The following is a 24,842-nucleotide window of genomic DNA, read 5'->3' on the forward strand; positions in this document are numbered from 1 at the left end:
AGTTTGTCAGAAATCTCATGAAAATTCCACCTTTTGTACTTGCCTCAGCCTCCCCAGCTCGACACCGCTTGCTGCAAACTGTTGGTATTGAACCGATAGTTCGACCTAGTGACTTTGATGAGTCGCAAATTGAACTAAGTGATCCAGCAGAATTAGTCAAAACTCTTGCCGACTACAAAGCACAAACTGTAGCCCCGCAGTTTGAATCGGCTTTGATTATGGGTTGTGATTCCGTTTTGTCGATGAATGGTGAAATTTACGGCAAACCAGCAGATATCTCGGAAGCGATCGCCCGTTGGCAGATAATGCAAGGTAACTTTGGCGACTTGTACACAGGTCACGCCTTAATTGATACATACCAAAACCGTACTTTAGTCAAGTCTCAAGTTACAAGAGTTTACTTTGCCCAAATGAGCGATCGCGCCATTGCAGCTTATGTTGCCACAGGTGAACCCCTCAAGTGTGCTGGAGCCTTTGCCATTGAGGGTTTTGGTAGTTTCTTCGTGGAAAAAATTGCAGGCTGTCATAGCAATGTAATTGGACTCAGTTTACCCCTGCTGCGGCAGATGCTAGGGGAATTGGGATATGATGTTACTGATTTCTGGCAATAGTCTTTTGTCATAGGTAAGGGGAAAACATGAGTTAATTTTTGCAGGTCGATGCAATTGAATTGCAGGTCGATGTTATGTGATTGTAAGTCGATACAATTGAATTGCAGGTCGATGTTATGTGATTGTAAGTCGATACAATTGAATTGCAGGTCGATGTTATGCGATTGTAAGTCGATACAATTGAATTGCAGGTCGATGTTATGCGATTGTAAGTCGATGCAATTGAATTGCAGGTCGATGTTATGCGATTGTAAGTCGATGCAATTGAATTGCAGGTCGATGTTATGCGATTGTAAGTCGATACAATTGAATTGCAGGTCAATGTTATGCGATCGCGGGTCAATATTTCTTGCTGGCAGGTCAGTAAGTGTTTGCTTATATTGCAGTCCAGAGCAGGTATGGCACGACAGGTTGTAGACTGGCCACTAGATCGCATTCCCAACTAGAATATGTCATTTACTTCTATGCCCTCGCTGCGTGAGCAACAACATCCCCTAATTCGTCAGCTAGCTGATTGTATTGAGGCAGCTTGGCATCAGCACCTGGATCTATCGCCCTACCATTTGCCTAATGAGTTGGGGTATGTGGAAGGTAGATTAGAAGGCGAAAAACTGACGATTGAAAACCGCTGCTATCAAACGCCCCAGTTTCGGAAAATGCACTTGGAACTGGCAAAAATCGGAAATATGCTGGATATTTTGCACTGTGTCATGTTTCCCCGTCCAGAATACAACCTGCCGATGTTTGGTTGTGATTTAGTTGGGGGTAGAGGTCAAATTAGTGCAGCGATCGCAGACCTTTCTCCTATCCAAGTAGAACGCACCTTACCAGAATCTTATACTTCTGCACTGACACAGTTAACAGTGCTTAACTTTTCTCAACCCCGTGAGTTACCTGAATGGGGAAATATTTTTTCAGATTTTTGTATCTTTGTCCGCCCCAGTTCCCCAGAAGAAGAAACAATGTTTCTGTCGCGGGTGCGAGAATTTTTAGACATTCATTGCACCCAAGCGATCGCTTCACATCCTGTTTCGGTTGAACAAGTCACGCAAAATCTCGCCGGACAACACAACTACTGCACCAAACAGCAGCAAAACGATAAAACCCGCCGCGTACTAGAAAAAGCCTTTGGCCCAGCTTGGGCAGAAAATTATATGACCACAGTTTTATTCGATCTCCCAACTTAATCATCCCCTCGATCTCCCTGATCTCCCCCATCTCCCCCATCTGTAGGCTCTGTTACGTTTTCAGTTAAGGGATAAATGTAGAATTCATTCAACGAGAGTTTAATGGAGTGCCCAAAACAGCAACAGGGAGAATAGCAAGGTCTTTGAAGCGAATATCACAAAATGGTTTGTTGTCTTGGTAGGTGCAAGCAACTAGAGACAGCTAACTCATTGACCAGAAAGTTAAGGAAACTCTAATGTTAAGAATGCTCAAGTTGACAGACATTTTTTAGTTAGTTAATCGTTGATTCACTTAAGGAAGACTAACTTTTGTAGCAAGATTGTGTCCAAAAAAGGTAACAGTCTATTTTTGATGTTTCTTTTCAATTTTGTTGACTAACTATAGCCGTAGTGAATGTAGCAGTAAAGTACCGCATCATACCAATTTAGGATTTTGTGTAGAGGCGCGATATATCGCGTCTTTATATCTAGATTCATACTGCTTGTGAATTCTGCTAACTCCCATTGCACTCATGTCTCAATGATACTCAGAGTTATTGAATAGACAGCTACTATAGCGCTTCTGGGTTTCAATACAGACCTGACCCCAGCCCCTTCCCGTGTCGAGAAGGGGGAAAATTCAAAGTCTTTCTCCTTTTAGGAGAGAGAAATAGAAGTGAGGTCAAAGTGTATTGCATAGAAATAAACACCATTTTGTAAAGCCATAGTGTTGAACGTTCATCACACAATGGATTTTAAGCCATACCCAGCTTTTAACCACTGTTGTTTGTCCTAACAGCTGGCTGTTGATTAAAAACCCTTTTATTTTTACTTCCATCAGCACAATTCAGGTAAATGGGCAACATACTATGTCAAGGGTGACTGAAAAGCCAAACCCAAGTGAGCAGACACTGAATCATGAACAACCTAAGATTTGGTGGGGTATCGCTGTAGCCGTGCCAATAGTAATCGCTGCTGGGATACTAGGTACGGCTAAAATCGAGCAGTTAAGAAAACTAACTACATCCGCGCCCGTAATGCCATCTACCAATAGCATTAGTGCTGTCGGGCGTTTGGAACCGCGAGGCGAAGTTGTTAAATTGTCCGCCCCATCATCAGGATTAGCACCATCGTCACGAATTCAGCAACTTCTGGTGAGAGAGGGTGAACAGGTAAAGCAAGGTCAAATTGTGGCAATTTTGGACAACCGCGATACCCAAATAGCCGGACTACAAGAGGCAAAAGCGAAAGTTCAAGAAGCCAGTGCGAATTTAGCGCAAGTCAGGGCTGGATCTCCCAGAGATATTCAAGCCCAAAGAGCAGTTATTGCTCGCCTACAAGCGCAGTTACTTGGGGAAAGGGATGGTCAACAAGCAACGATCGCCCGGATTGCAGCTCAGTTAAGTGGTGATAAACTTGTCCAACAAGCAACAGTAAATCGCCTAGAAGCTGAACTCAGTGGGCAAAAAGAAGCTCTGAGAGCAACGCTTACACGTATTCAAGCCCAACAGCGCAATGCCCAAGTCGATGCCGGACGCTATGATTATTTATACCGAGAAGGTGCGATTTCTCAGCAAGAGCGGGATAGTAGACGCCTGAGTGCAGTAACTTCTAATCAACAGGTTGCTGAAAGCCAAGCTACGCGAAAGCAGACATTGGCAACTCTACGACAGCAAGTTGCCGAAGCCAGAGCAACCCAAATACAAAATTTAGCAACTTTGCAACAGCAGCTAATCGAAGCTAAAGTTAACCGTGATAAAACTTTAGCAACTTTGCAAAGACAAATCGATGAAGAAAAGGCCAAACTAAGCAGAATTTTAGATGTTAGTCCTACCGATGTGCAAGTAGCGCAAGCCCAAGTTAGTAATGCGATCGCAAATGTCAGAAAAGCCGAAGCAGAACTAAGGTTAAGCTACGTTCAAGCACCAATCGCTGGAGAGATTTTAAAAGTTTACACCAAATCGGGCGAAGCGATCGGTGCAAATGGCATTGCTGAAATTGGCCAAACCAGCCAAATGTTTGTGATTGCTGAAGTCGCTGAAGACAGCATTGGTAAAGTGCGTATTGGTCAAAATGCTACTATCACCAGTGATAACGGCGCATTTAGCGGCGAATTAAAGGGAACTGTCACTGAAATTGGCAGAAAAATTGGTAAAAAAGATGTGCTGAATACAGATCCAGCAGCAGATGTGGATGCCAGAGTCGTAGAAGTGAAAATTGCTCTGTCTCCAGAAGATAGCCCGAAAGTTTCTGGTTTAACTTACGCCAAAGTTGTTGTCGATATTAATAACTAATTAAGTTGTCGGTGAGCAGCAATACCAATTAAAAATTTGATATTTTGGATTGGGAATATTTTTAAATAGTTTGTTTAATCAATTTTAAACATTCTATAAATTAGATCCGAGCCTCATTGAATGGATTTAAAATGAATCAAAAAATACCTCTGTCGTGGCTACAACTGACAAGAGAAAAAACTCGCCTAGCTGTGGCTTTAGCAGGAATTGCTTTCGCTGATATTTTAATGTTTATGCAACTCGGCTTTCGGGATGCTCTCTATTATAGTAACGTTCGATTCCATAACAGCTTGCAAGGCGATATTGTTTTAATTAACAGTCAATCTAGCGCTGTACTGGCGATGAGAAGCTTTTCTCAACGACGGTTATATAAAGCTTTAGAATTACCCGCAGTCCAATCAGTACATCCGATATATTTAGACTTTACAATCTGGAAAAATCCTGTAACAGGCCGTCCTCGGAGTATCCTGATATATGGAATGAACCCAGAAACTAACCTAGTTAACTTACCTGGAGTTCAGGAGAATTTAGATAAACTGAAACTACCTGATGTAGTTCTATTTGACCGTTCTTCTAGGGTAGAGTATGGCCCAATTGCTACTAATTATGAGCAAGGAAAGACCGTAACAGCAGAAGTGCGAAGGCGGCGAATTAAAGTAGAAGGACTATTTACATTAGGTGCATCATTTGGCGCAGATGGTAATTTAATTACGAGTGATATAAACTTTCTGCGGATATTCAATAATCGTCAAAAAGGATTAATTGATATTGGGCTAATTAGATTAAAGCCGGGAGCAGATGCTAAAGTTGTCGCCCAAGAATTACGAAAGTATTTACCTAATGAAGTAAATGTTTTAACTAAGCAAGAATTTATTGATTTTGAGCGGAATTATTGGGCAAATAGTACAGCAATTGGGTTTATTTTCACATTAGGGACTGTTATGGGTTTCATTGTCGGGACTGTGATTGTTTATCAAATTCTTTATACAGAAGTTGCAGATCACTTAGCTGAATATGCTACCCTCAAGGCAATAGGCTATACACAAAACTATTTATTAACTGTGATTCTTCAAGAGGCTTTATTGTTAGCAATTTTAGGATATTTCCCTGGAATAGTTTTTGCTTTATTTATGTACAAGAGTGCCAGAGATGCAACACTTTTACCAGTTTTTATGAGTTTCGATCGGGCTGTAATGGTGTTGTTTTTGACGATAATGATGTGTATTATTTCCGGTGCGATCGCAGTTAGAAAATTACGCTCTGCCGATCCAGCAGATATCTTTTAATTAATTCAAGATTAATTAAAAGATATTAATTATAAGTTTGACTTATAATCATAAATAAGCAAATTTAATTTCTGATAGTCACGACAGTGAAATTGGGGAACTGCTAATTTATAACTAACAAAAATATGATGGAAAAAGAACCTGTAATCGCCATTAAAAATCTCAATCACTACTATGGCAAAGGCGCACTGAGAAAACAGATATTATTTGACATCAACCTAGAAATTTATTCTGGTGAAATTGTAATTATGACCGGCCCATCAGGTTCAGGTAAAACAACATTACTGAGCTTAATTGGTGGTTTGCGGTCTGTACAAGAGGGAAGTTTAAAATTTTTAGGTGAAGAACTCGTTGGCGTCAGTCAAAACAAATTAGTGCAGATGCGACGCAACATTGGTTATATTTTCCAAGCTCACAATTTGCTAGGGTTCTTGACAGCAAAGCAAAATGTGCAAATGGCGGTAGAATTGAACGATAATATTTCTCAAACAGAAGCAGTGGCTAAATCAAAAGCCATGCTAGGATCTGTTGGTCTAGAAGAACGAGTTGATTACTACCCAGACAATCTTTCTGGTGGACAAAAACAAAGAATTGCGATCGCCCGCGCCTTGGTGAACCATCCCCCACTGGTACTAGCAGACGAACCAACAGCCGCATTAGACAAACAATCAGGACGCGATGTTGTGGAAATAATGCAGAGTCTAGCCAAAAATCAGGGAACTACTATCTTATTAGTCACACACGACAACCGCATTTTAGATATAGCCGATCGCATCGTAGAAATGGAAGATGGTCTTTTAACCCGTAATTCCCCCAATACAGCTATTCAGTCATAATTTTAGTCATTAGTCATTTGTCCTTTGTGAATGACCAATGACCAATGACAGCCATAATTTATTGTCTAGCCGAACCTGATTTTTTAATTCCAGTTGACTTTGGCGGAGTTGGGGTATTTGGTTGGCGAGTAGTACGAAAAGTTACATTTACGCCTTCATTTGATTGTTCCAGCACCAGTAGAGGCGTAGGTTTAGCCTTTTGATCCCAATGCATAGTCGCAATCCGGCCTTGAATTATTGGTTGCCAACTATCTTCGTCTTCTATAGGGCTTAAATAAGTTTCTATACAATCAATAATTTGACTAATAGTCGCAGAAGTTGCTTGCGTCGGTAACTTCATTAACCGAACTTGAATGCGAAACAGCACTCGTTTCGCAGAATTTCCTGGACTACCAGTTTCGTACTCGACATCAAAAGTTTCATCTACTTGCCGTCCAGCACTATTAGCAATTCCAACCGATCCTTGTTGGGCTTGATTTGGACGCAGGGCTTGAGAAATTTTTTCTTTAATCTGAATCTTTATTTGATTAAGAATTGCAAAATGAAACACCTCCTCTGACATCCGCATTCGCAGATAATCCAGGTTAAAGTCCCGTGAGTTGACCAAATCGGGATTAGTTTCCATTTTGCGAATTGTTTCCAGCGCCAGCTTAAACTTTTTCTCTAATTCTCGCGCCCGGAATTGTTCAAACTTAAGTTTTTTATCCAGCTTATCCTTCTGGAGTTTAATATACACAATCAAAGCAATCACCACTAAAGCCAGTCCTCCAGAAGTTACCAACAATAATGGTGGTATTTGAGGATTACTTGCTGGCACTTCCTGGGATGCCTTTTTAGTAGCCTTTTTCCCAGAGGATTGGGCAAGAAACATTGAAGTGGACATGGTGGGAAACTGAAAAACTTGACTCCTGATGTTTAGGATGCCCAAATATTCAGTGCCATCTTGCTGTATCATTGATATTTTTTACAGCATTTTACAAACCGTATATGTCCAGACATTTGAGCCTCTCTGCCCTGTCTGAGATTTCATCTATTTGCCTGAGTAAGATTCGTCTGATAGCCACAGATATGGATGGCACCCTGACTAGACGAGGAAAATTTACTCCTGCACTGCTGCAAGCTTTAGAAGATTTAGCCGCAGCTGACATTAAGGTGCTAATTGTCACCGGACGTTCGGCTGGGTGGGTGAGTGGATTGAGTAGTTTGATGCCAGTGGCAGGTGCGATCGCAGAAAATGGTGGTTTGTACTTTCCACCTGGAAACCAGAAACCAGTAGTCTTAACACTCATTCCCGATTTAGCTCAACATCGCCAGCACTTGGCTATGACTTTTGAGAATTTACAAACTAAATTTCCCCAAATTCAAGAATCTACTGATAATTGCTTTCGCATCACCGACTGGACTTTTGATGTAGCTGATTTGCGTGAAGACGAACTACAAACCCTAGATAATCTCTGTCAACAAATGGGTTGGGGATTTACTTATAGCAATGTGCAGTGTCACATTAAACCCCAAGGGCAAGATAAAGCTGTGGGATTGTTGCAGGTATTGCGCGAATATTTGCCCCAGTACTCATCAGAACAAATTGTGACTGTGGGCGATAGTCCCAATGACGAAAGTTTATTTGATCGGCGTTATTTTCCTGTTTCTGTAGGCGTGGCGAATGTGCTGGAATATGTGAATCAGTTGAAATATCATCCTGCTTACATTACCACTGCTGCCGAAGGGGAAGGATTTTGTGAGTTATCTAGTTATATTTTGAAAAGCTTGCACATCTCAAGTTAGAGAGAAGTAGAGTTGTTCTACAATAATCTCGTAGCACTGAGTTTAAAACCATGACGGCTACTTTACCTGTTAGTGTCGAATCAGAAATCTTCTACCCCAGTGCTGATGGTCAACCAGTGGCAGAAACCTACGACCACCTTTATGCGTTACTAACTACCTTAGAAGTCCTGAAACAGTATCTGGCAAATCGTCAGGCAACAGTATTGGGAAATCAATTTCTTTACTATGCACAGGGCTTTCCCAAGTTGCGGGTAGCCCCAGATGTGATGGTGATTTTTGATGTTGCACCTGGCGGTCGGGACAACTATAAAGTTTGGGAAGAGGGTCAAGTACCCACAGTTATTTTTGAAATGACATCCTTTGGGACAAAGGGACAAGACGAAATCTTCAAAAAGACCCTCTATGAGCAGCTAGGTGTCAAGGAATACTGGCTATTTGACCCTAAAGGCGAGTGGGTGCAACAACGGTTACGTGGCTATCGCCTGCGGGGAGAAATCTACGAATCTATACAAGATGGACGTAGTGAACCGTTACAACTGCGTTTGGTGGTTGAGGGAAGGTTAATTGGGTTTTATCGAGAGGATACGGGGGAAAAATTACTGATCCCCAATGAACTGGCAGAGGCTTTAGGGCAGGAAGTTTTAGCAAGACAACAAGCAGAAGAACTGCTAGAACAAGAACGCCAACGAGCAGAACAGGCAGAATTGCAGATAGAACAGTTAAAAGCAAGGTTGCGATCGCTCAATGTAGATCCCGATACTATTCAGTAATTCTATAAGTTGCATCACCCAACAGTTCGTCGTATACATCGCACCAAAGACACTAATGAGTAAATGACTGTGAAATCGGAAAATTGTTACAAACAAGTAGACAATTTGTTACCTGTGTCTTTGCTACATTTATTACCTTAGACAGAATACAATATATAAACGTCCAAGGCGTTTCAATCTCCTAAGTCTCAACAATACTGATTTGATTGATGAGACTGTTTTATACAGTCATTCTCAAGCAAAACTAGACCTGTTATATAAATCAAAAATAAGAACCTCACCCCGCCAAAGCTATGCTTTGTCTCCCCTCCGCGCTTGCGGCGAGGGGTGGGGTGTTAGGGACTTTTGCAAGAGGTCTACTGAATCAAAGGATAAATAAACCGCCAGCCCTTTAAGCACCCAGAGACTAACAGATACTTCAAGGACAGATTAGCGTTTTATTTCCAACTTCCACTAAAAAGTCCAAGACCAATGTAAAGTCAAGAATTTACCTTTAAATACTGAGGTATAAAATTATGCAAGAAATTGAAAGATTTTTTGGCAACTTGTTCAGTGGCATAATCAACCGCTTTAAGTATTCTGCGATGGACGCAGCCGATCGCAAAATGAGAGAAACTATCGACGAGCAGGTGGAACAACGGCGACAAAAACCCAAGCCCAAAGATCAAGAAGACCGCGAGTAGATGTTTAAAATAGCAAGATTTTCATTAGTACAAGCATAGCGTTGCCCAATTGTTGAGTGGGCGACGCTATTTTTTCGCCCTCACTCTGTCAAGCAACTACAACTCTTCGGAATATGCTAACCTAGTATGGTTAACTAATCTCGCACATCTAAGAATTCGGGTGTTTCTCAATTGGGAAATACACTTGGATGGAGGTTTAACCCGAATCGGAGTTGAAAAATATATGCCAGTCGTTTCATTGGCTCAAATGATGGAGTCAGGGGTTCACTTTGGGCATCAGACCCGGCGTTGGAACCCAAAAATGTCTCCTTACATTTACACTTCCCGCAATGGTGTACATATTATCGACTTGGTGCAAACTGCCCAGTTGATGGATAATGCTTACAACTACATGCGATCGCACGCAGAACAAGGGAAGAAATTTCTTTTCGTCGGTACTAAGCGGCAAGCAGCTGGAATTATTGCCCAAGAAGCCACCCGTTGTGGTTCCCACTACATTAACCAACGCTGGTTGGGCGGAATGTTGACCAACTGGGCAACCATCAAAACCCGGGTAGACCGTCTGAAAGATTTAGAACGCCGTGAAGAAACTGGCGCACTAGATTTATTACCGAAGAAAGAAGCCTCAATGCTGCGTCGGGAAATGACCAAGCTTCAGAAATACTTGGGTGGCATTAAAACAATGCGGAAAGTGCCCGATATCGTGGTAATTGTAGACCAACGGCGGGAATATAACGCAGTTCAAGAATGCCAAAAGCTGAATATTCCGATTGTGTCTATGCTGGATACAAACTGTGACCCAGATGTAGTAGATATCCCCATCCCAGCAAACGACGATGCTATCAGGTCAATTAAGCTGATAGTCGGAAAATTGGCAGATGCCATTTATGAAGGTCGTCACGGTCAGCTGGATGCTGAAGAGTATGACGAAGATTACGAAGGCGGTGAGTATGACGAAGACTACGAAGAAAGCGAATATACTGACGCCGTAATTCCCGACGAGGAAACAGAACAATAGTGCTGAGTCAAGAGTGCTGTTAGCGGATAGCTAGGGTTTAGCCCGTGCTGAGTAAGATAGAAAGACTCAGCAATTTTGATAGTGCTGAGTCTTGATTTTTGAAGTTGTAAGTTGTGATTTGTCAATGAAGAATAAAATTGATAACTGAACACTCAAAACTCAGCACTCAGTACTAAATTAGGTGAGTGATTACAACTCAAGGTCAAGTTAGGAATTGAGGCAACATGGCGGAAATATCTGCAAAACTCGTCCAAGAGCTACGCCAAAAAACTGGTGCCGGCATGATGGACTGCAAAAAGGCGCTGATAGAGACTGAAGGCAACGTAGAAGAAGCCGCAGACTGGCTACGGAAAAAGGGCATCTCTAAGGCGGGGGCAAAAAGCGATCGCATTGCGGCAGAAGGTCTAGTAGACACTTACATTCAGCCTGGTGGTCGAGTAGGTGTACTCATAGAAGTCAACTGTCAAACTGATTTTGTTGCTCGTAACGAGGCTTTTAAAGCTTTAGTTAAGAATCTAGCAAAGCAAGCAGCTACTGCTGATAGTGTTGAGTCTTTGTTGGCTCAACCCTATGCTGATAATGAAAGTGCGACTGTAGAAGAATTTATCAAGCAAAGCATTGCCACCCTTGGTGAAAACATCCAAGTGCGCCGCTTTGTCAACTTTCCCTTAGCAGAAGGCACACAAGGTATAGTAGACAGCTACATTCACACTGGCGGTCGAGTTGGTGTATTGGTAGAACTAGCTTCCCAAACTGAGTCAGTAGCTACTAATCCAGAGTTCCAAACCTTGGCACGGAACACTGCAATGCAAGTTGCGGCTTGTCCCAATGTGGAGTATGTGAGCGTAGACCAAATCCCTAGCGAAATTGCCCAAAAGGAAAAAGACATCGAAATGGGCAAAGATGATTTGGCGAACAAGCCAGATAACATCAAAGAAAAGATTGTTCAGGGACGGATTGAAAAACGTTTGAAAGAATTGACTTTGCTCGATCAGCCTTACATTCGCGATCAGAGTATTTCCGTGGAAGACTTGATAAAGCAAGTGAAGGCGCAATTAGGCGGAGAGATTCAAGTTACCCGCTTTGTCCGCTATATACTGGGCGAAGGCATTGAAAAGCAAGAAATTAGCTTTGCTGATGAAGTCGCTGCACAAATGGGCAGCAAGTAATATTGGTCATTGGTCATTAGTCTTTACCAAGGAAAAATGACTAATGACTCTTTACAAAACAGGTCAAGCAAATAGCCTGACCTGTATTTTATTTAGTAAAGACGCGAAATATCGCATTTAATTTAAAATCTAAAATCCTCTAGAAAGTTATCCTAAAATAAATTTGTACATTTGTACTATGTAATGGTTCAGATGGGCAAGAACGAAAAGATATGGCAAGAGCAATCGAACGAATTGAACGGGATATTGCAACACTGGAAGAAGCGATCCGCGCGATCGCAGTTGAACTACAAAGCGCTTATGCTAGTTATCTAAACACCTTGGGCCTAGCTGTACGAAAACAGTTGATTCTCGCGAGTTACCACCTCTGTACCCAAGGGTATCCCGAAAACTTTCTGCATTTGTCATTGAATCAGCGCCAACAATTGCAACAAGCCATCCGCAAGTTGGGTCAACTGGCAGCTGAACAATTGCTCATTTATATTAAAAGTGAGGAAACAGGGGAAGCAGGGGAAGATGAGGGAGATGAGGAAAATGAGGAAGATGAGGAAGATGAGGAAGATGAGGGAGATGGGGAAGATGGGAGAGTAACAGCTTCCTCATCTCCTATTACCCTGGGCACATCTATCCCTGAGCCTCTTACGCCCGATACCTCTAGTCCTATAGAACTAGCAAAATGGCAACAGAAATTAGAAGAGGTCACGCAAGAGGTACTGAAAAAACTTTCGCATGATGCTAATCTTTTATTACAAAAAGCTGGGGTATTACCTAAAAAATTACCAGAACCGATTTTAGCAGCAGCGGCAGCGGCGGCATCAGAAGCATCTGGCGAGGTAATGCCAGGGCCACCCAACTTATTAAACTTAGTAATTGAAATTGAAAATGAGCAGCAGTCAGAAGATTCTGGACTGACACAAATTATGGCTATTAACCTACGGCTAGGAGAAATTGAATTTGCTGATGTGACACTCTCTTCTGAGCGCAGGCAAATCCGTAGTATTTTAGTTCAGCTAAACAAGCTAGGACGAGAGTATCAAAAGAAACATCGAGAAAAGGCAATTGCTGAAGCTGAAGCTGCATGGCGTGCCAGTTGGTTTGAATAAAGTTATGAGTTATGAATTATGAGTTATGAGTTATTTATTCCTAACTCCTAACTCCTCACTTCTCACTTCTAACTCCTCACTCTGCTGACTAATGATTAATGAAAAGCCAGATTGGATACGATTGCAGAAAGCTTTGGAAATAGAAGCCGAACGTGGCTTTACAGACTTGGTAGGTAAACAATACCGCTTCAGTGAATTTCTGAGCCTTACTTTGGGCAAATTCCCAACAGGCTTACCCCAAACTGAACGCCGCCGTTGGCAAGGATTAGCGGTGCAATTTGCTAGTTATCCACATCTAGCAGCGAAAGAAAGACAACACTTAGTAGCAGAGACTCGTAGATATCTCTCCCAACTACAGCAAGAGGAGCAAGGGGAGCAGGGAAGCAAAGGAGTAGAGGAGCAAGGGAGAATTTATCAATCCAAAATCCCAGTTGCGTGCGACCCAAAATCTAAAATCATCTCTGAGTTAAGTCGGAGGCTTGCACCGAACATTGAGCAAAAACTCAGTGATTTACCAGAAATAGGCTTCAAAAAAGCTGGTAATTTGGCACGGCTTGGTTTACACACCGTCCGCGACTTGCTTTTCTACTATCCCCGTGACCACATCGATTATGCACGTCAGGTAAATATCCGGGAGTTACAGGCGGGCGAGACAGTGACAATAGTGGCTACAGTCAAGCGTTGCAACTGCTTTACTAGCCCCAAAAATCAGAAATTATCAATTTTAGAACTGATAGTCAAAGATAACAGCGGTCAAATCAAAATTGGTCGTTTTTACGCAGGTACGCGCTTTAGCAGTCGCGCTTGGCAAGAAAGTTTAAAACGCCGTTATGCAGTAGGTAGTATTTTGGCGGCGTGTGGGTTGGTGAAAGAAAGTAAATACGGCTTGACACTGGATAATCCAGAATTAGAGGTTTTGGCAAATCCCGGAGATACGATTGAGTCGCTGAATATTGGGCGGGTGGTGCCAATTTATGGACTGACTGAGGGTGTGGTGGCGAATACAGTACGACAGGCGGTAATTGCGGCTTTGCCTGCTGCGGCTCAGATGAAAGACCCCTTGCCAAGTGGTTTGCGACAGAAGTATGGTTTGATGGAATTGAAAGATGCGATCGCTAATATCCATTTTCCCAGCGATAGCGCCATCCTACAAGTTGCCCGTCGTCGCCTAGTCTTTGACGAATTTTTCTACCTACAACTTGGGTTACTGCAACGTCAACAGCAAGCAAGAGCGATTCAAACTAGCGCCATCCTTGTCCCACGAGGTCAACTTGTGGAGAAATTCCACGAAATACTGCCTTTTCAACTGACTGGCGCACAGCAACGAGTTCTCAACGACATCCTCAACGACTTGCAGAAACCTGTGCCGATGAATCGTTTAGTGCAAGGGGATGTCGGTTCTGGTAAAACAGTTGTCGCCGTGCTGGCTATCCTCGCAGCAATTCAATCCGGCTACCAAGCGGCGCTAATGGCTCCCACAGAAGTTTTGGCAGAACAACATTATCGCAAGTTAGTTAGTTGGTTTAATCTACTGCATTTACCAGTGGAATTACTGACAGGTTCTACTAAAACTGCGAAACGAAGACAAATACATTCTCAGTTAGCAACTGGTGAATTACCTCTATTAGTGGGAACCCATGCCTTGATTCAAGACTCTGTAAACTTCCAGCAACTGGGGTTAGTGGTGATAGATGAACAGCATCGTTTTGGGGTAGAACAACGGGCGCGTTTGCAGCAAAAAGGCGAACAACCCCATGTGTTAACTATGACAGCTACCCCGATTCCCAGAACCTTAGCACTGACGATACACGGAGATTTGGATGTCAGCCAAATTGATGAGTTACCACCAGGACGGCAAAAGATTCAGACAACAGTATTGTCAGGTCAGCAACGCAACCATGCTTACGACCTCATCCGCCGAGAAATTGCCCAAGGTAGACAAGTTTACGTGGTTTTGCCATTAGTGGAAGAATCAGAAAAACTGGATCTGCGATCGGCTGTGGAGGAGCATCAAAAGCTACAAGAAAGTGTTTTTCCTGACTTTCAAGTGGGGCTGCTACATGGTCGCATGAGTTCAGCGGATAAGGATGAAGCGATTACCAAATTCCGTGATAACCAAACGCAAATTTTGGTTTCGACTACCGTTATTGAGGTTGGTGTAGACGTACCGAATGCTACAGTAATGCTCATTGAAAATGCCGAGCGATTTGGCTTATCACAACTGCACCAACTGCGGGGGCGTGTCGGTCGTGGTGCGGCTCAGTCTTATTGTCTGTTGATGAGCAGTTCCAGAAGTCCTGATGCTCAACAAAGGTTGAAGGTGTTAGAACAATCTCAGGATGGCTTTTTCATTTCTGAAATGGATATGCGTTTTCGTGGGCCAGGGCAAGTACTGGGAACTCGTCAATCGGGAGTGCCAGATTTTACGTTAGCGAGTTTGGTTGAGGATGAGGAAGTTTTACTTTTAGCGCGGCAAGCAGCGGAGAAAATTATAGAGATGGATGCAACTTTAGAGCGTTGGCATTTGATGAAAGAAGAGTTGAAATATCGGTATGAGCGATTGATGGGTGGGGCGATTTTGACATAATATATCTCAGTTAGTTTAAGAGAGAAACTGACTATGCATTCCTAACTTTTATATGCGCCTGCTGCGAAAGATATTCTTTAGGTTTTTGATTGTGTCTATTACCATTTGATGCTTCTGTTTCTTCCCTTGCATAAGAAACAGGTCAGCAGCTTGCTGTAAATCTGCCATTGCTCCTTCTTTGTTATCTTCTAAGAGAAAGCGAAGAACACCACGGCTGTAGTACGCTTCGGGTAAGTTAGATTTAAGCCGAATCACTTGGTTAATATCAATGAGCGCTGCCTGGAGTTTTCCTAGATGTGCAAGAGTCTGACCTCGACTAAGATAGGCTTCGATGTAGTTAGGGTCTTCTCGTAAAGCTTGGTTGTAATCTTCAATCGCTCCTTTCAAGTCTCCCAACCTAGAACGGGCAAGACCACGATTATAGTAGGGCCAACTGAGGGGATAGCTTCCTAATTCGATAGCTTTATTGTAATCAGCAATACTTTGCTTGTAGTTTCCTTGTGCCGCGTAGACAATACCCCGATGGTAGTAAGAACGACCATACTTAGGAGCGATTTCCATAGCCTGATTGTAGTCGGAGATAGCTTGTTTGTAATTGCCCAGTTCGTAATATTCCCAACCTCGGTCGCTATAGGCATCGGTAAACTTAGAATTTAATCGCAGGGCTTGATTATAATCAGAAATTGCTCCAGTATGATCTCCCAACTGAGAGCGGGCAAGACCACGGTTGTAGTAGGGTTGGGCATTATTCGGATTTAATCGAATTGCCTGATTAAAATCTGTAATAGCACCTCTATAGTCATGTTGGTTAAACTTCTGTACTCCTTGGAAGAACAAGTCGCTTTCCTTGTCTATTTCTTGGTCTAAGAAGTCAGAACCGCTATTTTGAGCAATAAGTATTTTTAGTGAATGAGCATAGACACTTTTGGGTAGCCCATTGAATGCAATAGTCACTCCTATGATTAGGATTCCCTTTTGAATCAGGTTTTTATCGTGCTTATTCATCTCTATTTAGTCCCAGTTTAAATTTGGTAGGACTTGTAATTGTATTCAGGAGGAATAATAATATTTTAAACATTCCTATTTGAGTTTATCCGGTAGTAAATCCTGCCAGTTCGTTCACTATCAGAAAATCAGGTATTGAGTTGAGATGCGCGACATGACTAACAAACTTTTAACAGGTTGATTACACGGTGGTACTTCCCAAAGGTCTTTAAATCAAGATGTTTGCTGCATTTCAGCATGGGCTTCATAAACGCCCTTCACGTTGTACCAGTTGAGAAAAATTCGAGCAATTTCTAAAGCCAATTGCGGTTTACCTAAGTTAATTAGCCATTGCAATAATGGAGCCATTGTCCGTTCATTTAGCGAACCATTGAGTGACAAAATCCCCCAAAGTAAGCGATGCAGCCAAGTCATTTGAATCATCATTCGTACTTCCCATGTGGGATGCTTTTGATAAAATAAAACTCCCATACGTCCGCGTTGAATTTCTTGGTCAATCAATCGGGGAATTTGCTCTAATTTAAATGCTGGATGCCAGTGATATCCTACGGCTTCTGGACATTTAATTAGTGTTAAACCTAGTTTTTTTAGCCGCACACCTAATTCTAAATCTTCCCAGCCATAGAGTTGAAAACTAGTATCAAAAAGTCCCGCTTGATCTAACCAATGTTTGGGAATTGCTACATTTCCTGTAGCAAAAAAAGCTGCTGAAAAATCTGTGACTTTGTAAGGTTCAGCCGTTGGATTGTCGAAATTACAAGTATTAATAACTGCACCGTAAGTGAAAAAGCGATCGCTCCCCAATTTCTCTTTCCCCTGCACTAACGCGTTAGCATGAGCTTGCAGGAAATTCTTCAGCACCACTAAATCGCTATCAATAAAGATAATTGTGTCTCCCTGCGCCTTCTCTACTCCCAAATTCCGCGCCGCAGCTGGCCCAGCATGATCTTGCTGAAACCAGCGCACATGGGGAAACTCTTCTTTGTGTGCTGCTAACCACTCCAATGTGCCATCAGTAGAACCATCATCTATCAAGACAATCTCGTAATCAGTAACCGAACTTGGCTGACTCAACTCCTGCAACTCCAAGGCGCGGAGGCACTTTTCTAAAATCGGTTGGCGATTATAAGTCGGTATCACAACGCTGAAAAACACATTCTCACCCACAACACTATTTACCCATCTTCAGGATAGGACAGATGGGGCGCTGACACTGTTCCTTAGCTGATTCTGGTTAAGAAAATGTCAGAGGAAATAGTTTTTAGTTAACTAAAATATAACCTAATCTTAATTATTGACAAATAAACTAAATAATGAAGTAGTCAGATTTATCCCTAAAAACCAAGTAGTTCAGTTTTTTTTAATCGGTTATTATTTATTTAAGTTTATTTAACAAAATCTTTATAAATCTTCCATTTCGTTGCCATCCCGCCTGGGAATAAATTCCGAGGCTAATAGCTAAAGTCCTCTTAAGAAGACTAAATACAAAATTTTAAGCGATGTAGACAAATTCTAACTTCTGTATTGTAATACCAACTATAGAATAAATCCCTATTAATCAAGATATAACCTAGCGTTAATTTTTGGTCATTATATTTAGATGACAAACTGAAAAATTTTGTCTAGTTAGCTGACCTAAATAGCAAACAACCTTTTGTTTAATAACAGGTTACTTAATATTCAAAATATATGGCATTTCACGTAAATAATTGATGGCTTTTCTGTCAGTAATCAAGATTTGCCTCTACTAAATTTTTTATGTCACAACAGAGGAGAGTTTGATGTCTAAATTGAGTCGCAGACAAATTTTAGTATTTTTTGCTGGCAGTGCTGGTGCAGCTGTCTTGGGAGACACGATTATAGATGGTGTTTCTAGTATTGCAGGAGCAAACAACAGGCGACTGAGCTTTACACCAGTGCGCTTACCCCATCCTTTACCCGTTTATAAACAGCAGAAAAGTTTCTTGCCTACGGGAATCGGTCAGGGACAGGTAATCAATGCATCTGCAAATGCAAAGTTAAATAGCTACAACGTAGTTGATGATCTGGTAGTGCCACCAGAATATGAACGTTATGTAATTATCAGCTGGGGCGATCGCGTCTTTCCCAACAAAGATGAATATTTCGGTTACAACAACGATTATACGGGTTTTATTCCTCTGGGTAGAACCAACGATGTCGGTTATTTGTGGGTCAATCACGAATATGTGAGTTTTCCTTTTTCTGATCTAGCACCTGAAGCTCCTGCTGATGTTAAAGGATTGCCTACCACCTTTGAATCAGTGATTGGGTGGGCTTTACCTTCCACTAGAGGTATTGAATTTGACGGCGAAGCACTATATAACTTAGGCGGATCAATCGTCCGCATCTCCCGACGTAATTCCAATAACCGTTATGCTGTGGTTAAAGGTGATGCGAGAAATCGCCGCCTTCATGGTCTTTCTGGGTTGGGAATTAATAGCCAAAGGAGCGATGAATATAAAAATGTCACTTCTTGGGGAAGTCGTAGCTACCAAAAAGGCGATCAAAACTATCTGATCGCAACTGGCCCAGCCGCAACCCAAGTATTTAACCTCTCCTCCGATGGATTGGGTAACAAAATTATTGGCACTGGCTATAACTGTTCTGGCGGTACAACTCCTTGGGGAACTATTTTAACTGCTGAAGAAAACTTTCAAGGAAGTGTAGGATCTTTTGTTGGTGTCGCAGAATCAGTCAACCCTAATGGTACTCAAACAGGTTACATCGATGGTACTACTGGTAAGACCTTCGGTTTAGTTGGTGAAAAATACGGTTGGATTACAGAAATTGACCCCGTTAATCCGAATTTCCGCCCTCGCAAACACACTTCATTGGGTCGTTTCCGCCATGAAAACGTTGCTATCCGTGCCGAAGCTAGAAAACCATTAATCGCCTACATGGGTGATGACAGACGCGGGGGACACACCTGGAAATTTGTCAGTGCAGGTGTTATTTCTTCACCAACCAGTAAAGCCAACAGCAATTTATGGGAAAGTGGTACATTGTATGTCGCCCGTTACAATCCAAATGGTACGGGTCAATGGATACCGTTACGTTTAACTACTCCTAGCAATCCCATTTCGCCATCGGTAATTTCTTCTGTGGAGTTTGCTGCTTTGGGTTCGGCTCAAAGAAATGGTCTTTTACCCCTACCAAAACGCAATGGGATTGCAGGTCAAACTACAGATGGCGGTTCCCTCGCAGTCGATCGCACCAACGAAGCAGAGAGATTACCTGCTTATCAAGGTAAAAAGCTATCTGACTTCTACACTTCCCAAGGTGCTATTCTCAGTGATGCCTTCTTAGCAGCGAATTTGGCTGGCGGAACGCCCACCGCACGTCCAGAAGATATAGAAGTGCATCCAACCACCAAAGAAGTGTTCATTGCCTATACTGATGGTGCGCCGGGAAGTGACGGTTATCCAGATTCGCGCATTTTCCAGGTTGCCAAGTTGAGTAAAGATGTCAACGCAACGCAGCAATCTGGGGGATTGTACAAGATTATTGAAGATAGTGCCGATGGTACAGGTCTAACCTTTCGTTGGCAAAGATTTGCTCAGGGTGGAGAAGCTGGATCAATTTCTGGTGCTGGTTTTGCCAATGTAGATAACCTAGTGTTCGACAATAAGGCAAATATTTGGGGTGTGACGGATATGTCTACCACCACTCACAATGGTTTTAATGTCGGTGCTGCCGGGATAGTAACTACCATCGACCACACAGCCAGTGGTAATGTTTCCAACTTCACAGGAGTTTTCGGTAATAACTGGCTATTCTATATTCCTACTACTGGTACTCATGCCGGAGAGGTAATACCGTTTGCTCATGGGCCAGTGCGTTGTGAGATGACTGGGCCAACTTTTGTGGGAGATACGCTGATTATTTCGGTACAGCATCCCGGCGAAGATAGTCCAATTAATGATGGCACGATCCTGAGTCGTGAGATTGAATTACTGGATTTGAATGGTGTTACATTCAATCAGGCTCGGACTGTGCCTCGTGGTAGTAGTTGGCCAAGTAACATCCCAACTGCTGATGGTGGAAAGGGTCAATCTAGAAGTGTTCCCAAACCATCTGTAATTGCCATCAGACGTAAAAATCCTACTGGCAATTTTACTTAACTATGGGTGTAGAGACGTTAGATAATAACGTCTCTAGATTAATTTTCACCTTGACTTTCCAGGTAGGGCTACTAATTTGTCACTCCAGATAGTTTTTTCTGGCGTTTCATCCCCAACGCCATAGCACTAGCGATCGCTATACCACCAACAGTCATCGGTTCGGGTACTGACGTACTCTTAGAGTAAGTGACTGTACCCGCCTCTGTTATAGACAATAAGTCAGCACTCAGAATGCGATAAAATTTTGTTCCCCCTGTACTTGAATTAACTGGATCATTACCAATGAAAAACCGATCTTCAACCAAATAACTCAGTCCTGACAGGTTGCCATTTGTAAAGCTGACTACAGGAGATGATGGGTAATCAAAATCACTTGCCTCTGTATACTGAGTACCCAAGTAGTCAAACACAATAGATAATCCATTGCTAACGCCTAAAGTTTCCTCACCCATCGCGGTTAAGGTCGAGTCATCATACTGAAAAGAGCCGAAATACTGACCGGGATTATCGCCAGATGTCGCATTTACGGTGAAACCATAATTAACTAAGGCAGCTTGCGTCGGTTTAACAACAGCAGCAACCGAGATAGCAACAGCAAAAGCAGCAATGCTAATATCTTTAGCTAATTTCATCAGAAAATGCTCCGAAGCTAAAAAATGAATAATTCTGTAATTTCACTTAAATAAACTTTCAACCAATGTATATAGGTTAAGAAATAACAAACAAAAGATCATCTTCGTTAAATCTTTAAGTTTGTCAGCTATATATAAATTTTGTGTAAACTTATTTCAATATTTATAGCAGATTATGCTTTTAGTTTAGGCGTAGCCCGTCGCAGACATTGCTACATCACTGAAATGGCTAAAGACGAATGGCACTAAGTTAAGATACAGCCCTTGCCCTAACTGGTTCCCAGCCTAGAGGCTCTTAACCCATCCTGGGAGGCTCCGCCTCCTCTTTCTTGACCAGAGGCAGAGCCTCTCGGAATACATTCCCAGTCTTAAGACTGGGAACGAGGCGACACAAGCCTTTGGGCTTTTCTTAGTGCTATTCGGCTAAAGACTTATGGTTGAAAGCTTTGCAGTAATTTTACAGCGATTTTCAGGTAAATGAACCACAAATAGACCTCACTTCTATTCCTCTCTCCTACAAGGAGAGAGGCTTTGATTTTCATTAGGTCTCATAATTGTGGTCTAAATACATGAAAATTGCTGTAACTTCTGTCCGACATAGCGCTGACAATTGGGTAGACATAGCACCTGTTCAATAATAACTAGATGCTAACCTTCGCTTTACCATTCACCATCTGCACCCACGTAGACTTATCCACCGCCTGGGATGTCGGGTAAAACTACTTTGGGTAGCTTTTAGTGAAGGTTTAGCGATGTCTGCGACTGGCTATTCGGCGTCGCCCTCACACATAGCAATCCGCTGTAAATTGTGAAAATAAACGAACCACCTTCTCTGCGAAATGCCAAGAAAAGAAAAAGAACTTTTCACATCTGATTTAGGACTGCCATAGTTGCTAAAATCAGGCATGGAGATTTGCTTGTTCCTGCAACCACCGATCTACAGGTTGTCCATCTTTGCGGCGTAATTCAATTTCCACTACCATCACTTCTTTGGAACCAGGAGGCGCGGGTTTTTTATGGAAAATAATGTCATAATCTTCGGGATTGTGTTTACGTTCTTTCAACCATTCCTGTACCTTGGTTGTGGCAAAAAATGATTGCCCTTGCTCAAACATTCGGGTAATCTGCAATTGCAGTGTGTAAGGATTCATGCGACCCATTTTCTACGCCTTTGTTAAGTTAATTTTTAGGGTAAGTCATCTGCTTACCCTAGATAATAATTATGTTAGTGCGAAGTTCTCACACCTGACACTTCGCATATAGGTAGAACTTCCAGTTTCAACGCCCTGCTATCTGTAGGAACAAAGTCCGAACTATTTCGGTGGATGGTCTCAGAAAGCGTTGATGCTTTTGCAATCTGTCTTCCACAGGTTGATAAATTATTATTTGTGCTGCTTAATTTTTGCCATCTTTAGCAGTAGTTACAACTTAGTAATGTTATAATAGTACCTCACCAAAAAAAGTTGTCACAAACTTGACTGCACTCCACCACTAAAGTTGTAGGTACACTAAGGACGAGGAAACGCATTAGTTAGGGATTGTTCAGAATTTTACACTGCTTCTACAACATTTAACTACTTAATTCTGTTATAGATTGGAGAGAGGCACGCCGCTTCAAAAACTGACCAACAGACTGAGATGGTTGTTATGCAGAGCAAAAATCAAGCTGTTTTCGCTTTAATTGTAAAAAGCACTATTGTCTTTTTACCCTTACTGTTATCCGTTGGAATTGCCAGTGGACAATCTGCACCATCACCCAACCCAGCACTAACTCCGACTCAGGTGTTATCGAATCCAGAACGGGAAGAATTAGCACGACTACGATCAGAAAAGCGAATTCAACAGCAAGTCCAATCTGATTTTAAGAGCGCTTTTAGCCGTACAACTATTTTACTCGATGTTTGGCTAGTTATACTAAGTCTCTTTCCAGTCGCAGTCATTGCTTTATTATGGCTGCTGCGACGGGTGGTAATCCGGGAAATTGTTGATCGGGCAATGCAACAAGTACAGGGAATGGAAAAATTACAAAATCAGCTAACCACCGTTAAACAAGAGGCTGAAAATGTTATTCAAGATGCTAAAAAAATAAATCATGAATTAGAACAGGAAACGACTGCTTTACAACAAAAAATTAAAAATGAACAAGCAAATGTATCTATTCTGATATCTGAACTAGATTTAGCTAAAGCACAGGTATTAAGTAGATTAGAATCTGAACTAAAAAAATCTCAAGAAAATATAGAAAATTTAGAGTTAAAATTTGCTTCGGGGCTATCTAAGTTAGAGTTTGATGCTCAACAACAAAAAGGTATAGCACTGGAGAATTTAGGAAAATTAGCATTTGTCATGGCAGAAGAACTGTCTAAGTTAAAGTTAGGTGTGCAACAACAGCAAGAACTAGCCGTTGCTGATTTAGAAATATCAAGGTCTGAGTTCACATCTCAACTTTCTGGATGGCAGTCTGATGCTCAAAAGCAAAAAGATATAGTTTTTGAAAGCTTAACAAAATTACAGTCAGAATTTTCCCAAAAATTATCTGAATTACAGGTAGATACTCAAAAGCAAAAAGAGATCGCAGTTGACAATTTAGGCATATTTGATCAGCAATTTAAATTTCAATTATCTGAATTACAGGTAGATGCTCAAGAGCAAAAAAATAAACTTATTGATATTTTAACAGCATTGCAGTCAGAATTTACCGAACAATTATCGGAATTACAAGTTGATGCTCAAAAGTGCAAAGAGTTAATCATTGATAATTTAGAAAAATCTGGTTCGGAGTTTACTTCGCAATTCTCAGAATTACAATGGAATGCTCAACAACAAAAAATTCTGATTTTGGAGAAGTTAGAAAGATTAGAAACTGAGTTTGTCTCTCAACTCTCGGAGTTACAATTGGATGCCCAAGAAAGAAAGGATCTGATTCTTCAAGAACTAACTGAAATTACGCCTGAATCGATTCTAGAGGTGGTGAATTTTGAAGTTGAGCAAGAAATACAGGAACAGCCGCAACAACCGGAATTCACTGCTGATGAGTATGTAAAACAGGCAGATGGGCTGTTTTCTCAAAAGCGTTATGAAGATGCGATCGCAGCTTACAACCAAGCGGTTAAAATCCAACCTGATGAACCTGTGACTTGGTTAAAACGTGGTCTAACTCTGGGAAGGTTGAAACGCTACCAAGATGCGATCGCTTCCTATGATAAAGCTATTCAGATTCAGCCAGATTATCATCAAGCTTGGTGCGATCGCGGCGTTGCTTTTGGGAACTTACAACAGCATCAGCAAGCCTTTGCCTCATTTGATAAAGCTACAGAAATCAAACCTGATGATGCCGTTGCTTGGTTAAATCGCGGTCTTTCTCTAGTAGCATTAGAACAATACGAAGAGGCAATAGTGTCCTTTGATCAAGCGCTGGAATTCCAACCCAATTCTCCCAAAATCTGGGATAAACACGGTTATACTTTGGTAAGATTGGGACGCGATGATGAAGCGATCGCTAGTTTTAACAAAGCCTTAGAAATTAAGCCAGATTATGCCAGTGCCCATTACAACAAAGCAGCCTGTTACGCACTGCAAAGACAAGTTGATCGATCTCTGTTAACTCTTCAACAAGCAATTGAACTTAATCCCAGGTATAAAGAAGATGCAGCAACTGACCTAGATTTTGATGATATTGCTGATGATGAGCGCTTTAAGCAGTTAGTTGCAGAATAAAAACCAACAAAAATTAATTATCGTAAATAAAAGGGTTT

19 protein-coding genes are annotated in these 24,842 nt (G+C 41.9%); 14 read left to right on the forward strand and 5 right to left on the reverse strand.

What is annotated here, in order from left to right:
- The first annotated feature begins 17 nt into the window (after positions 1-17).
- From V7K62_RS12235 to V7K62_RS12255, 5 genes are all read left to right on the forward strand, one after another.
- Positions 18-611 (forward strand): Maf family protein, encoded by a 594-nt coding sequence (locus V7K62_RS12235; RefSeq protein ID WP_334864193.1) that lies wholly within the window; start codon positions 18-20, stop codon positions 609-611.
- A 449-nt stretch (positions 612-1,060) separates the two neighbouring features.
- The gene (locus V7K62_RS12240; protein WP_334836523.1) at positions 1,061-1,798 is read left to right on the forward strand and encodes a phycocyanobilin:ferredoxin oxidoreductase; all 738 of its coding nucleotides are present in this window, start codon (positions 1,061-1,063) and stop codon (positions 1,796-1,798) included.
- A gap of 848 nt (positions 1,799-2,646) precedes the next feature.
- Entirely contained in the window at positions 2,647-4,071 is a 1,425-nt protein-coding gene (locus V7K62_RS12245) for an HlyD family efflux transporter periplasmic adaptor subunit (RefSeq protein WP_334864194.1), read from the forward strand.
- 131 nt (positions 4,072-4,202) lie between these two features.
- A complete protein-coding gene (devC, locus tag V7K62_RS12250) occupies positions 4,203-5,357 on the forward strand; it encodes an ABC transporter permease DevC (RefSeq protein ID WP_334864195.1) in 1,155 nt (384 codons plus the stop codon).
- Between the two features lie 125 nt (positions 5,358-5,482).
- Positions 5,483-6,193: a DevA family ABC transporter ATP-binding protein gene (locus V7K62_RS12255; RefSeq protein WP_334864196.1), complete on the forward strand. Its 711-nt coding sequence runs from the start codon at positions 5,483-5,485 to the stop codon at positions 6,191-6,193.
- Positions 6,194-6,251: 58 nt separating this feature from the next.
- Here the strand turns inward: V7K62_RS12255 and V7K62_RS12260 are convergent, their stop codons facing one another.
- Positions 6,252-7,076 carry a hypothetical protein gene (locus V7K62_RS12260; RefSeq protein ID WP_334864422.1) on the reverse strand — a complete coding sequence of 275 codons (825 nt, stop codon included), beginning with the start codon at positions 7,074-7,076 and terminating at the stop codon, positions 6,252-6,254.
- A gap of 104 nt (positions 7,077-7,180) precedes the next feature.
- On the opposite strand from V7K62_RS12260, the gene V7K62_RS12265 reads away from it, so the two are divergent.
- From V7K62_RS12265 to recG, 7 genes are all read left to right on the forward strand, one after another.
- Positions 7,181-7,978 carry an HAD family hydrolase gene (locus V7K62_RS12265; RefSeq protein ID WP_334864197.1) on the forward strand — a complete coding sequence of 266 codons (798 nt, stop codon included), beginning with the start codon at positions 7,181-7,183 and terminating at the stop codon, positions 7,976-7,978.
- Positions 7,979-8,028: 50 nt separating this feature from the next.
- On the forward strand, positions 8,029-8,748 hold the full coding sequence (locus V7K62_RS12270) for a Uma2 family endonuclease (RefSeq protein ID WP_334864198.1): 720 nt from the start codon (positions 8,029-8,031) through the stop codon (positions 8,746-8,748).
- Positions 8,749-9,263: 515 nt separating this feature from the next.
- Positions 9,264-9,431 (forward strand): hypothetical protein, encoded by a 168-nt coding sequence (locus V7K62_RS12275; protein WP_181930943.1) that lies wholly within the window; start codon positions 9,264-9,266, stop codon positions 9,429-9,431.
- A 223-nt stretch (positions 9,432-9,654) separates the two neighbouring features.
- Positions 9,655-10,449, forward strand: coding sequence for a 30S ribosomal protein S2 (gene rpsB, locus V7K62_RS12280; protein WP_334864199.1), 795 nt, complete (start codon positions 9,655-9,657; stop codon positions 10,447-10,449).
- Between the two features lie 224 nt (positions 10,450-10,673).
- Positions 10,674-11,618, forward strand: coding sequence for a translation elongation factor Ts (tsf, locus tag V7K62_RS12285; RefSeq protein ID WP_334864201.1), 945 nt, complete (start codon positions 10,674-10,676; stop codon positions 11,616-11,618).
- Between the two features lie 212 nt (positions 11,619-11,830).
- Positions 11,831-12,721: a hypothetical protein gene (locus V7K62_RS12290; RefSeq protein ID WP_334864203.1), complete on the forward strand. Its 891-nt coding sequence runs from the start codon at positions 11,831-11,833 to the stop codon at positions 12,719-12,721.
- Positions 12,722-12,812: 91 nt separating this feature from the next.
- Entirely contained in the window at positions 12,813-15,308 is a 2,496-nt protein-coding gene (gene recG / locus V7K62_RS12295) for an ATP-dependent DNA helicase RecG (protein ID WP_334864205.1), read from the forward strand.
- Positions 15,309-15,356: 48 nt separating this feature from the next.
- Here the strand turns inward: recG and V7K62_RS12300 are convergent, their stop codons facing one another.
- Positions 15,357-16,313 (reverse strand): tetratricopeptide repeat protein, encoded by a 957-nt coding sequence (locus tag V7K62_RS12300; RefSeq protein ID WP_334864207.1) that lies wholly within the window; start codon positions 16,311-16,313, stop codon positions 15,357-15,359.
- 213 nt (positions 16,314-16,526) lie between these two features.
- Positions 16,527-17,468: a glycosyltransferase family 2 protein gene (locus V7K62_RS12305; RefSeq protein WP_334864211.1), complete on the reverse strand. Its 942-nt coding sequence runs from the start codon at positions 17,466-17,468 to the stop codon at positions 16,527-16,529.
- Positions 17,469-18,094: 626 nt separating this feature from the next.
- Between V7K62_RS12305 and V7K62_RS12310 the strand changes: the two genes are divergently transcribed.
- Positions 18,095-20,455 carry a PhoX family protein gene (locus tag V7K62_RS12310; protein WP_334864213.1) on the forward strand — a complete coding sequence of 787 codons (2,361 nt, stop codon included), beginning with the start codon at positions 18,095-18,097 and terminating at the stop codon, positions 20,453-20,455.
- A 71-nt stretch (positions 20,456-20,526) separates the two neighbouring features.
- Here the strand turns inward: V7K62_RS12310 and V7K62_RS12315 are convergent, their stop codons facing one another.
- Both V7K62_RS12315 and V7K62_RS12320 read right to left on the reverse strand, forming a co-directional pair.
- Positions 20,527-21,087 carry a PEP-CTERM sorting domain-containing protein gene (locus tag V7K62_RS12315; RefSeq protein WP_334864214.1) on the reverse strand — a complete coding sequence of 187 codons (561 nt, stop codon included), beginning with the start codon at positions 21,085-21,087 and terminating at the stop codon, positions 20,527-20,529.
- Positions 21,088-21,986: 899 nt separating this feature from the next.
- Positions 21,987-22,247: a hypothetical protein gene (locus V7K62_RS12320; RefSeq protein ID WP_334864216.1), complete on the reverse strand. Its 261-nt coding sequence runs from the start codon at positions 22,245-22,247 to the stop codon at positions 21,987-21,989.
- A 487-nt stretch (positions 22,248-22,734) separates the two neighbouring features.
- Between V7K62_RS12320 and V7K62_RS12325 the strand changes: the two genes are divergently transcribed.
- A complete protein-coding gene (locus tag V7K62_RS12325; RefSeq protein WP_334864218.1) occupies positions 22,735-24,804 on the forward strand; it encodes a tetratricopeptide repeat protein in 2,070 nt (689 codons plus the stop codon).
- Positions 24,805-24,842 lie beyond the last annotated feature (38 nt).

Source organism: Nostoc sp., assembly GCF_036917935.1.
Classification (GTDB): domain Bacteria; phylum Cyanobacteriota; class Cyanobacteriia; order Cyanobacteriales; family Nostocaceae; genus Nostoc.